The organism is Peribacillus loiseleuriae (genome assembly GCF_001183985.1).
GTDB classification, from domain to species: Bacteria; Bacillota; Bacilli; order Bacillales; family DSM-1321; genus Peribacillus; species Peribacillus loiseleuriae.
On the sequence record NZ_LFZW01000001.1, the window covers coordinates 2278250 to 2290684 of the forward strand.

The following is a 12435-nucleotide window of genomic DNA, read 5'->3' on the forward strand; positions in this document are numbered from 1 at the left end:
TAAGAACCACTATAGTTTTTTCACTATGACTAATGCTTATATAAAGGAAGATGAATCATGTCAAGAGAATTTGTTATTGGCCTTGATATTGGAACTACAAGTGTTAAAGCATGTGTTTTTAACTTAAACGGGAATTTAGTTGCAGAAGCAGAAAGAATGAACACATTTTATTACCCACAACAAGGCTGGGTAGAGCAGGATGCTGTTGAAATAGAACGATCAGCGGTATGTGCAATTAGAGAAGCTATTGAAAAAGCGAATATCAAGAAAAACGAGCTGATTACGCTCGGGTTTTCTGCTGCCATGCATTCACTTATTTGTGTAGATATTAATGGTAAACCACTTTCACCAGCGCTTATTTGGGCGGATGGAAGAGGTGCAGCTCTAAGCGAAAAAGTGATGGAAACTCAAGGGGACGAAATTTACTCAAAAACAGGGACACCGATTCATCCTATGACACCGTTCATAAAATTATTATGGATGAAAGAAACGGAATATAAACCTTATAATGAAGCAAAATATTTTATGTCGATTAAAGAGTATCTGATACATAGGTGGTTTAATCAAAGGGTTATTGATTACTCGATGGCATCGGCAACAGGGTTATTTAACCCAACTACACTTAAATGGGATTATGAATTATTAGAGCTAACGGGAATCGATCAGGAGCAGTTATCTGAAATTGTCGCCCCGACAGAACGATTAACGGGAATCAAAAACAGTATAGCTGAAGAAATGGGAATAATGCCTGAAATGCCTTTTGTTGTAGGGGCTGCTGATGGCCAATTAGCCAACTTGGGAATTGGGGCAATACTTCCAGGAGAAGTAGCCGTTTCTGTTGGTACAAGTGGAGCAATCAGACAAATAACAAATGGATTTAAAATAAGTGAAAATCGTGAAACATTTTGTTATTCTTTTACGGAGGATTATTCCATTGTCGGAGGTCCGACGAATAACGGTGGGATTGCTTTACAGTGGTTAAAGGACTTAATGAATTACGAAGACAGCTTTGAGAAATTTCTTGCAGAAGCGGAACAGGTAGCTCCAGGAGCAGAAGGAATGATCTTTCTTCCTTATGTTAATGGTGAAAGAGCACCATTATGGAATCAGAATGCAAAAGGGAATTTTTATGGAATGACCCTTTCACACAAAAGAGAACACTTTATTCGTGCAGTTCTTGAAGGAATTACTTTAAATCTTTATCAAATTGGGAAAGCTTTAGAGAAGATAGCTGGTGAACCTGAAAAAATTTATGTGAATGGTGGCTTAGCAAGGTCTCCTTTATGGCTTCAAATGATGGCTGATGTTTTTGGAAAAGAAGTTTTAGTGCCAGAGAGTCATCATAGTGCCGCGTGGGGAGCTGCTTGGACAGCGTTGGTTGCCATTGAAAAGGTTGAATCTTTTGCGGATATTAAAAAGAATATACCAATGGGTGAAGTGATTAAGCCGAATAAACAAACGAATGAGTTTTATAAACATATGTATGAGAAATATGAAATGATGGTAAAAGACTTGTCGAAGTATTTTTAATTTTTCCTACCACGAAAAAGAGCAAGAAATATTGGGGAGTGAAGATATGCTAGAGAATATTTTGGAACAAGTCCAAAACGGAACTTTAAGTGTAGCAGAAGCAAAAGAACAGTTAGCTACATATGAGAATTTAGGTTTTGCAAAAGTTGATCATCATCGGAAGAAAAGACAAGGTTTCGCGGAAATTATCTTCGGAGAAGGTAAAACGGCTGAACAGATTATTTCTATTTCCGAGGCACTAAGAAACAAAAACAATCAAGTCTTAATTACTCGAATTTCAAAAGAAAAGGCTGAAATTGTGCTGAAAGCATGTCCTGACTTTATTTATAATGAAACGGCACAAATTCTTTATTGGAAAGATCAAAAAGTGGCGGATAGAAACTTACAAGGGTACATTGCTGTTATTTGCGCAGGAACATCTGACTTACGTGTAGCTGAAGAAGCAGCCGTAACAGCAGAAGTACTAGGAAGCAAGGTACATCGAATTTATGATGTAGGTGTTGCTGGAATTCATCGGTTATTGAATAATCTAGATGAAATTCAACATGCTACAGTCTCAGTTGTAGTTGCTGGAATGGAAGGGGCTCTCCCAAGTGTAGTAGGTGGACTTGTTTCCCATCCGGTTATTGCTGTCCCAACGAGCGTGGGGTATGGTGCGAATTTTAATGGCTTATCGGCTTTACTTACCATGTTAAATTCATGCGCTTCAGGGATAAGTGTCGTCAATATCGATAACGGGTTTGGTGGAGGATACAACGCTGTTTTAATACATCAACTTGCACAAAGAGAGGCAGAGAAAAATGAAGACACTTTATTTTGATTGTATATCTGGTATTAGTGGAGATATGGTTATCGGAGCACTTATCGATGCCGGAGCAGATCCAATGATTCTAGAAGAAGAGCTAAGAAAGCTTCAGATTGAAGAAGAATACCAATTGAAGTGGGAAAAGGTAATAAAAAACGGAATTACTAGTACGAAGTTTGATGTTTTATTAACGGACAAGCACACTCATAGCCACCAACACGATCAGGCTCCTAAACATGCACATGACCACGGCCATAATCATGAGCATAGTCACGATCATAAACACGACCACGATCATGAGCACAGTCACGACCATAATCATGAGCATAGTCACGAACATGACCACGACCACGATCATGCGCATTCTCATCATCGTGGTTATCAAGATATTGTGCAGTTAATTGAAGCTGCTGGATTTACTGACCAAGTAAAGGAAACAGCTTTGAAAATTTTTAAGAAAATTGGCGTGGCAGAAGGACGTATCCATGGAATTCCTTTAGATCGTGTCCATTTTCATGAAGTTGGGGCCGTTGATTCGATAATTGACATTGTTGGTGCAGCTATTTTACTTCATCAGCTAGACATATCCATCATCAAGTCATCGTCCGTTCCTGTTGGTGCAGGGAGAATTCATATCGATCATGGTATTTATCCAGTCCCAGCACCTGCTACATTAGAAATTTTAAAAGAAGTACCAATTGAACAATCGAATATTAGAGCTGAGCTTACGACTCCAACAGGGGCAGCTATTGTATCGGTACTCGCAGAGGAATTTTGTACAATACCTTCTATGAGGGTTAAATCAATAGGGTATGGAGCTGGGACGAAGAGCTTCCCAAATCATCCTAATGTGCTTCGTGTAATTATTGGGGAATAAACCCAACTAATATTTAAGCGAGAGGAGTATGAATGATGGTTGCCAAACATCCTCCAAATCATGAACATCTTGATGATCAAATGATCAAAATGGAAGTGAATCTTGATGATATTCCAGGAGAATGGCTTGGATATGTGATGGATTTACTTTTCGAATCTGGTGCAAATGATGTATTCTATACCCCAATTTTTATGAAAAAAAATCGACCGGGTATATTACTTCAATTACTCTGTTCATCTAGCAAGATAAACAAAATGAAAGAAATCCTATTTAAAGAAACGACAACACTTGGTGTACGCTATTATCCATTAACGGTTCACCGGTTAGAAAGAATGTTTAGTGAAGTAACAACTGAATGGGGAATAGTGACGATCAAAGAGGGAATATACGATGGACAAGTTGTACAAAGAGCACCAGAGTATGATGAATGTAAAAACATCGCCCAACTTCATGATGTTCCTTTAAAAAAAGTGTATGAACAAGTATGGAAGTCATTTGAGGATAAAAAGTGAGCCAGACCATTTCGTTTAATTGTTTCTGAAAATAAGGAGTAAGCCGCATTCGCTACACATCAGAGATAGAATTGTAATATCAATAAAAGTGTAAAGCATGAAAGCGAATTAATACTAAATATTTTACTAGATTAGGAGTGTAAGAGATGAAGACATTGCTAAATGAAACACAAGTTGATCAATTAGCCATTAATACAATTCGAACATTATCCATTGATGGTGTCGAAAAAGCAAACTCTGGCCACCCGGGTATGCCGATGGGGGCAGCTCCAATGGCCTATACACTTTGGGCAAAAGAAATGAATCATAATCCTGTAAATCCTAAATGGTTTAATAGGGACCGATTTGTATTATCTGCTGGGCATGGCTCTATGCTTTTATATAGCCTATTGCATGTATTTGGTTACGATGTGACAATGGAAGATTTAAAGAATTTCCGTCAATGGGGAAGTAGAACGCCAGGACATCCTGAATTTGATCATACACCTGGAGTTGAAGCAACGACTGGTCCTTTAGGACAAGGGGTTGCTATGGCAGTGGGAATGGCGATGGCAGAAAGACATCTCGCAGAAACATACAATCAAGAAGGGCATAATATCGTTGACCACTTTACTTATAGTATTTGTGGCGATGGAGATTTAATGGAAGGCGTTTCTGCTGAAGCTGCATCACTTGCAGGTCATTTAAACCTAGGACGCCTTGTCGTAATGTATGATTCTAATGATATCTCTCTAGATGGCGATTTGAATTTATCATTTTCAGAGAGTGTAGAAGATCGATTTAAAGCTTATGGCTGGCAAGTGATTCGCGTTGAAAATGGAAATGATGTCGATGCCATTCAAGAAGCGTTACAATTAGCCAAGTCTGATTTGAATCGCCCAACTTTAATAGAGGTTAAAACGGTAATTGGATACGGTTCTCCAAATAAGTCAGGTAAGTCATCTTCTCATGGTTCACCGCTTGGTAAGGAAGAAATTCAGTTAACGAAAGCTTCTTATAATTGGAATGTGGAAGAGCCATTTTTTATCCCTGAAGAAGCTAAAGAGCACTTTAAACAGTATACTGCTACAGGTCAAGAAAAGGAAAACATTTGGAATGAATTATTTGAAAGTTATAAGAACAACTATCCAGAGCTAGCTAAGCAATTTGAGGCTGCTTTAGCAGGAGAGCTTCCTGAAAATTGGCAAGAAGCCTTACCAACCTTTACAGAAGGGGATGTAATCGCGACAAGAGATTCATCAGGGAAAGCACTGAATGCTGCTGCTAATATGATTCCACAATTGCTTGGTGGTTCTGCAGATTTAGCAGGATCCAATAAGACATTCCTATCATCTGAAAAAAATTACATGATAGATGGGTATGCAGGTCGCAATATTTGGTTCGGTGTTCGGGAATTTGCGATGGGAGCCGCCCTTAATGGAATGACTCTTCATGGTGGCGTGAAAGTATTTGGTTCTACATTTTTCGTTTTCTCAGATTATTTACGTCCAGCCATTCGCCTAGCTGCACTCATGAAACTTCCTGTTACGTACGTATTTACACATGATAGTATTGCAGTAGGGGAAGATGGACCAACACATGAACCAATCGAACAACTTGCAGCATTACGTGCAATGCCAGGACTTTCTATTATTCGTCCAGCAGACGCAAAAGAAACGGTTGCGGCATGGCGATTAGCATTAGAAAGTACGGATACACCTACAGCACTCGTTTTAACACGTCAAGGCCTACCAACATTAAACGTTGATGAACCAACCGTTTATGAAGGTGTGAAAAAAGGCGCTTATATAGTATCAAAGGCAAAAGGCGAAGTCAGCGGTTTATTGATTGCTACTGGATCAGAAGTAACTTTAGCAATTGCTGCTCAAAAAGAACTTGAAAGTGAAGGGATTTTTGTATCGGTTGTCAGCATGCCAAGTTGGGACCGTTTTGAAAAACAGCCGATTGAATATAAAGAAAGTATTTTACCAAAAAATACAAAAGCTCGTATTGGGATTGAAATGGGTTCATCTATTGGTTGGAGAGAATACGTTGGAGATAATGGAGCAGTAATTGCGATCAATCAATTTGGAGCATCGGCACCAGCAAGTAAATTGCTCGAGGAATACGGATTTACTGTTGAAAATGTAGTGAAAAGATTTAAAGAAGTTACTTCCTCAATGAATTGAACGTTTATTCACAATGAACCGATTTTCAAAACTGGATAGTAAAAAGAAAGAGTTAATGCTTATCAATGGAGCATTCAACTCTTTCTTTTTGAAAAAAACGATGTAATCAGCTTTAATTTCTGATATTGGCGGCCATAATAGGTATTTGGGACTTCACTAAAACTGTATTTCAATATCAACCTCGATAGAATATTATAATATTCTATAAATCTTATTTTTATGTTTCCACTTAACTATTAGCAACTAGTAGAACCAAATATTTCACAGAATAAACAATAGATTTTAATTCCTTTTACATGACTCCTCTTTGCTTACCCTACAGTATATCTTCTTTCTTAAGTAAGCTCCATTTATCGTTGGCAGGTTTCCTCGAGAGAAAGAAGCACCCAAATGCCAAACAAGGAAACAAACAATTATTGTGTGTAAAAGTATGTAGAAACGAATGATAGACTTTATTTTAACAATCGATAAAAAGTTGATCTGACAAAGTGAAATTTCTTTAAAATTCTATTTCATGTAGCTCTTTTACATTGGCAAACCATTGATGAAGGACTTTGTTATGGTGGTTAATAATTTGGGATGCCATAAGGATTTCTGAATCGTAAGTAGTGTGTCCATCTTTTACAAGAACTACGTCATAACCAAGGCTGAATGCGTGGCGGCATGTCGCATCCACACACACCTCTGTTTGAATTCCGGTAATAACGATTCGCTTTACTCCCCTAATAGCTAATTCTTGTTGAAGATTTGTTTCATGGAATGAATCTGGATGATTCTTTTCAAGAATGGTATCTTCTTCAGTTGGAGCAATAAAAGGATGGATATCCCATCCTGAGGTTCCGCGTTCAAGAGGTTTTCCGGGTTTATCGTTAAATTTCATGTAAACAATGGGAATATGTTTTTTCCGAGCGTTGGAAATGAGCAAACGGATATTTTTTAATAATTCTTCGGCTTTATATAAAGGTTCGATTTCCCGAAATGAGCCGATTTGTACATCAACAATTAACAATGCAACTTGATTTCCTTGCATGAATAACTCCTCCAATTCGCATATTTTCATTAGATTTTAGTTTGTGTTTTTTATAATGAATTATCCAAAGAATAAAGAAAGTGTAAAACATAATAAAGTGAACTTCAATCAGTGGGGGGCCTCATCCCCCACTGATTGTTAGTCCCGTTCTCGCTATCGCTTCAATCAATCGACAGTACGAACCCGATTGTTTCCACTAAGCCTTGAGGTAGGGATTTTACTGCCGGTTAATGCGGAATAAATAGACATTTTTGAATGGTAACCATATAAATTCCTCAATCACAAGGCAAATTTTATTTTGATAATATTTTTAACATAGATTTGTATTAAAGATTGATATTAATCATATAGATTAAAAAAAATGATCCTATTTGCTAAGATGCAATAGCTGAAATATAAAACTGGGCTGGAATGTTCTTATCGTTGAATAATAGATATTTATACAGGTGAAAAAAATATGTCGAATGAACAATTCTTGGAAATGCCAACTGATTTTGGGTAAGCGCTTTAAATATCAATTTCTCCTTTTTTTAGTACCTAAATATGGTATTCTATAGACACTTATTAAATAAGTTTAATAAGTTTGTCTGTATAGGTGATCAACTTTATGAAAGAACAAGTTTGTTCATTCATCTACACTTTATATAAAAAATTTTAGATGGAGATGATTATCATAAAAACAGAAAAAGAAAAAATGTTGATCGGCGAATTGTATAATGCTGCTGACAATGAGTTACACAGAGAACGAATAAATGCTCGAAGGCTAACCAGATTATACAATCAAACTCTGGAAACAGAAGATAGCAAACGTACTGAACTTTTAAAAGGTCTTTTTGGCTCAACTGGGGATCATGTATACATTGAACCAAGTTTCAAATGCGACTATGGGTACAATATACATGTTGGCGAAAACTTTTATGCGAATTTTGATTGTGTGATCTTAGATGTTTGTGAAGTTCGGATAGGTGATAATTGTTTTATTGCTCCGGGAGTACATATTTATACCGCTGCTCACCCATTAAATCCAGATGAACGAATTGCAGGACCAGAATTCGGGAAACCCGTTACGATTGGTAATAATGTTTGGATTGGTGGCAGAGCCGTTATTAATCCAGGTATTCGTGTTGGAAATAATGTGGTTATTGCATCAGGTGCAGTCGTAACAAAAGATGTACCTGATAATGTTGTGGTAGGTGGAAATCCTGCGAAAATTATTAAACAAATCGAAGGATAATAATCTAACTATCTCTTTTAATACGTGACAATGTTTAGCAATTTTACTAAAGAATTCTACACAAACTTTTAAAACAAATTTAATAAGCTGGTGAATATTATGGATAAACGATTTGCTACTCCAAAATCAATGAAAAAGGTCATTCTTCGTGTAATACGGACAACACTGTTACAGTTTGGTAGTGCTACAAAAGTTGAACTTAGCAAGCGGTTAGGAATTAGCTTTCCCACTGTCAGTAAGGTAGTTGCTCAAATGGAACGGGATGGAGAGGTATATGTAGTCGGATTGGATGATTCCAGTGGTGGGAGAAGAGCAAAACGATATGCATTTAATCCGGAGCATATGCTAGGTCTAGCCGTTTTTTTAGAGGAAAATGAGACCGTTTACGCTGTTTTTAATTGTGTGGGAGAAGTGAAGGAACAAGGAACTCGGCCAAGCGTATTCCAAGATGGCTTACATTTGTTGATAGAGCTAGTTCAGGATATCCTATTAGAATTTCCGAAAATCAGTTCGATGGCGATTGGTGTACCCGGAGCTGTCGATAACGGACGAATATTTCATATCCCTAATTATAAGAGTTTCCATGATTTTGAATTGAAAACATACTTCGAGAATCTGTTTTCCATACCTATTGTTGTAGAGAATGATATGAATGCTGCGGTTCTAGGATTTCAAAAGAGGAGTGGGAGAGAGGATAAACAGTCGCTTGTATATTTGTACTCTGGAAAGAATGGTCCCGGAGCTGGAATTCTTATTAATGGTGACGTTGTACGTGGAAGTACGTTCTTTACTGGAGAAATTTCCTTCATGCCACTATATGATAACCAAAATTTTCATCAAGCTATGTACCAAGGGCGTAAGAATACGAAAACCCGCACTATTGGTGAGAAGCATGAGATTCATGCTATTAGTCGCTTAATGGCTTCCCTAGTAGCCATTATTAATCCTCATACAGTTATTTTTTCTAAAGAGGAAATGGATCAGATCGCACTAAATCGAATTGCGATAGAAAGTACTAAGTATGTTCCCAAAGAACATCTTCCAGAGCTTATTGTGAGTGACTGGAAACGAGACTATCTTCATGGATTGCAGCGACTTGCACTTGACCGTATGGTAACTGGTATCCGGTTAGTTGATGTATTAGAGTGAGCAAAAAACATAAAGCCTAAACTATACAGTGAACAAATGAAAAATACAGGGGGAGTTACTTTTAATGGCTACTTTATTTTTAGTAATCATATATATGGCGTTCATTAGCTTAGGATTACCTGATTCAATGTTAGGCGTGGCATGGCCGGTGATGCAATCAGATTATGGTAAGCCGATTGAAACTGCTGGCTTTCTTTTCATGGTAATTGCAGGTGGTACAATCATCTCAAGTCTAGCTAGCGGAACAGTTATTAAGCGGATGGGAACTGGACATGTCACATTAATTAGTGTTTTTATGACAGCTGTTGCACTTTTAGGGTTTTCGTTTTCGCCATCCCTCATTTGGCTTATTATATGTGCCGTACCACTAGGCTTAGGTGCAGGAGCTGTCGATGCAGGATTAAACAACTATGTTGCTACACACTATAAAGCACATCACATGAGCTGGTTACATTGTTTCTGGGGAGTTGGGGCTTCTCTTGGACCTATTATTATGTCCCAGTTTATCACAGGTCAAAATTCTTGGCGACATGGATATGTAGCCATTGCCGTTATTCAGTTTATGTTGGTCTTGCTCCTCTTTTTTACTCTTCCGTTATGGAATCGAGTGGCAAAAAACAGACAGGTTGATTTAAACAGAGAGCATAATGACTCAAAAAGTATTTTGCATGATGAAACAACAGTTCATCATGTGAGACCTTTACAAATTAAAGGTGTAAAACTAGCACTCATATCTTTCTTATTTTATTGTGGCGTGGAATCGACAATGGGTTTATGGGGAAGTAGCTATCTTGTAAATGTTAAGGGCTTATCCGTAGCAATGGCAGCTCAATGGGTTTCCTTGTATTACGCAGGAATTACAGTAGGTAGATTGATTACAGGATTTATAACCTTGAAAGTGAGTAATCGCATTCTCATTCGTGCAGGACAGATTACAGCATTGATTGGAGCTGCTTTTCTTTTGCTGCCCTTGTCGACTAATTTTTCTCTTGTAGGATTTATTTTGGTTGGCTTAGGATTGGCACCGATTTTTCCATGTATGTTACATGAAACACCGGCCCGATTTGGAAAAGAACATTCTCAGTCCATTATGGGCTATCAAATGGCATTTGCCTATACAGGGAGTACATTTTTGCCACCGATTCTTGGAATGATTGTATCTTATTCTACAATGGGTATTTACCCCTTTTTTATTACGGCTTATATAGTCGCTATGCTTCTTGGTTCAGAAAAAGTAAATACTTTAATGAAATCACGTTCGTTTGAAAGAAATATTAATGCTTAATGTTATGATTCTCAGTCTAACAGGGGGGATTAAGTTGTTTTATTGTATAACTGTTATGTAATTATATGATTTAAATGCCACAGAAATGAGATGAGCCAATTTAGTGTTATTATTTAAAGAAAATGTATCATCTCAATTAGCGATTCAAAATACTTAAATTAAAAAATTATTGTTTAATAATAGGAAACCTAAATTATCATTTAGGCAAATTGCAAAAAAACTATTGCATCAATGAAGGGGTTGTCTTCAAAAGTCAGTATCTACTGGCTTTTGAAGACAACCCCATTTTTTATCAAATTTTATTACATATAATCCATCTTTATTTAAAATTACACTGTTTTATAAACGTCGTGACTTTATTTAAAAGCGTCAAAATTACTTATTGAATAGGTATTGGTTTTGTATCTAAAGGGTTTGATTTACACCCATTGAACAATTTCACTGAGATTTTTTCTTGTTTTGGGTCTTCTAGGGCCTTCCTTACGATACCCAAAAGCAGCCATTACTGAAGGTTTAAATTTCTTGTTTTCTAGTAAACCTTCACTTTCAAGAAGGGAATGCACATCATCAAAGTTGAAACCTTCTATTGGTGTAGAGTCAATGCCAATTTGTGCAGCCGCCGCCATCATATTTGCTAATGCAATATATGTTTGTTTAGATGACCAATCAAATAAAGTACGCTCATTTTCTAAGAGTTTCAATTTGTTTTCTTGGAAATTTTTGAATGATCCAACTAACATTTCGACAAGCTCATCAGGCATTTTTTGAACAGATTTCATATGATTGATAATATATTCCGAATCATATCGAATATCTGTGCGAGCGAGTATTATGACAAAATGACTTGCTCCTCGCAGTTGACGTTCTGCTCCTGAAGCTATTTTCATTAATCGTTCTCTTAACCTAGGGCTTTGCACAATTTAAAATTTCCAAGGTTCAAAACCATATGAACTGGGAGACAATCTTCCTGTTTCTAAAATGAAATTGAAATTTTCCTCTGAAATCTTTTTACATTCATCGTATTCTTTTGTGGCAAATCTGAATTGGAATGCATCCAAAATTTCTTGTTTTTTAATCATTGTGTTTAACATACTACACCTCATTCATTCATTTATTCAGTTGGGTTATCGTGCATATTTATATATTATAACGATAGACATAAATTTTAAAGTAGTCCTATTTTTATAACATAATCATAAAAATGGGACTATTAGGGGTAGCGTCACATGCCCATCAAGCTAACGATGTAAACGTCTGACTTCAAATACGTTCCTATGTTAAAAGCAATCTGCAATCAGGATATGGGTATAAGACCAAGTATTTTTAATAGAGTCTATTTTATAAACATCAACAGGAAAACTATATTTCACGTTTATAATGACAAGGGGTGTGATTTATTGGCGACCTCGCCCGAAACAATTAGAAATGTTTATGACAAATACAACGATTGGATATTAGATTACGACAGAAATGAAATAGACGAGATATTCAAATAAAGGATGTCTCCTTGTTCAACTAACTGGTGCGATGTTTAAATAAGGCATCGTTTTTTATTGTACTAACGAAGCAGAATAGTTTAAGTATCAATTAGGGATATGTGGTAACTTGTATTAAAGGAGGGATTTGATGAGCGACAAGGAAACCCCAGAGCAACAAAGAGAAAGATTAAGACAACAAGAATTTAAAAACAATCCAACAGGCAACTTGAACGATTCTTTTAACAGAGCCAACAATGGCAGTCTTGTCGATTTAGTAGGTAGTTTGGGATGGAAAGGTACTGGAATACTTATTCTTGTAATAATATTAGGGTTTATAATATATTCCGTCTTTTTTCGTTAAAGGGTA

At 36.8% G+C, this 12435-nt stretch carries 10 protein-coding genes and 2 pseudogenes; 10 read left to right on the forward strand and 2 right to left on the reverse strand.

Translation table 11 applies throughout. The features are described from left to right. Positions 1–57: 57 nt before the first annotated feature. The 5 genes from AC625_RS10660 (at position 58) to tkt (ending at position 5892) form a co-directional block, all read left to right on the forward strand. Positions 58–1530 carry a gluconokinase gene (locus tag AC625_RS10660; RefSeq protein WP_049681279.1) on the forward strand — a complete coding sequence of 491 codons (1473 nt, stop codon included), beginning with the start codon at positions 58–60 and terminating at the stop codon, positions 1528–1530. Between the two features lie 46 nt (positions 1531–1576). Next, positions 1577–2350, forward strand: a complete 774-nt coding sequence (larB, locus tag AC625_RS10665) for a nickel pincer cofactor biosynthesis protein LarB (protein ID WP_049681280.1) — start codon at positions 1577–1579, stop codon at positions 2348–2350. Beyond that, entirely contained in the window at positions 2331–3212 is an 882-nt protein-coding gene (gene larC / locus AC625_RS28170; RefSeq protein WP_049681281.1) for a nickel pincer cofactor biosynthesis protein LarC, read from the forward strand. Before larB ends, larC begins: the two co-directional genes overlap by 20 nt. Before the next feature lie 35 nt (positions 3213–3247). Continuing rightward, positions 3248–3724: a nickel pincer cofactor biosynthesis protein LarC2 gene (gene larC2, locus AC625_RS28175; protein WP_049681282.1), complete on the forward strand. Its 477-nt coding sequence runs from the start codon at positions 3248–3250 to the stop codon at positions 3722–3724. Between the two features lie 146 nt (positions 3725–3870). Then, positions 3871–5892: a transketolase gene (gene tkt, locus AC625_RS10680; RefSeq protein WP_049681283.1), complete on the forward strand. Its 2022-nt coding sequence runs from the start codon at positions 3871–3873 to the stop codon at positions 5890–5892. 499 nt (positions 5893–6391) lie between these two features. On the opposite strand, the gene AC625_RS10685 is transcribed toward tkt, so the two are convergent. Beyond that, positions 6392–6922, reverse strand: coding sequence for a cysteine hydrolase family protein (locus tag AC625_RS10685; protein ID WP_049681284.1), 531 nt, complete (start codon positions 6920–6922; stop codon positions 6392–6394). 673 nt (positions 6923–7595) lie between these two features. Here AC625_RS10685 and AC625_RS10690 point away from each other — a divergent pair. The 3 genes from AC625_RS10690 to AC625_RS10700 all read left to right on the forward strand — a co-directional run bounded on the left by AC625_RS10690 (position 7596) and on the right by AC625_RS10700 (position 10590). Beyond that, complete coding sequence (locus AC625_RS10690; protein WP_049683681.1) at positions 7596–8156, forward strand: maltose acetyltransferase domain-containing protein; 561 nt, start codon at positions 7596–7598, stop codon at positions 8154–8156. A gap of 99 nt (positions 8157–8255) precedes the next feature. Further along, the gene (locus AC625_RS10695) at positions 8256–9305 is read left to right on the forward strand and encodes an ROK family transcriptional regulator (protein ID WP_049681285.1); all 1050 of its coding nucleotides are present in this window, start codon (positions 8256–8258) and stop codon (positions 9303–9305) included. Positions 9306–9369: 64 nt separating this feature from the next. Continuing rightward, the gene (locus AC625_RS10700; RefSeq protein ID WP_049681286.1) at positions 9370–10590 is read left to right on the forward strand and encodes an MFS transporter; all 1221 of its coding nucleotides are present in this window, start codon (positions 9370–9372) and stop codon (positions 10588–10590) included. Between the two features lie 419 nt (positions 10591–11009). Here AC625_RS10700 and AC625_RS10705 read toward each other — a convergent pair. Next, positions 11010–11681, reverse strand: a pseudogene (locus tag AC625_RS10705) (NAD(P)H-dependent oxidoreductase). Between the two features lie 162 nt (positions 11682–11843). Between AC625_RS10705 and AC625_RS25740 the strand changes: the two are divergent. Together AC625_RS25740 and AC625_RS10710 are read left to right on the forward strand one after the other, a co-directional pair. Then, positions 11844–12086: pseudogene (locus AC625_RS25740) on the forward strand (DUF3885 domain-containing protein); the annotation flags it as partial. 130 nt (positions 12087–12216) lie between these two features. Beyond that, positions 12217–12429: a DUF6366 family protein gene (locus AC625_RS10710; protein ID WP_049681287.1), complete on the forward strand. Its 213-nt coding sequence runs from the start codon at positions 12217–12219 to the stop codon at positions 12427–12429. The last annotated feature ends 6 nt before the right edge of the window (positions 12430–12435 follow it).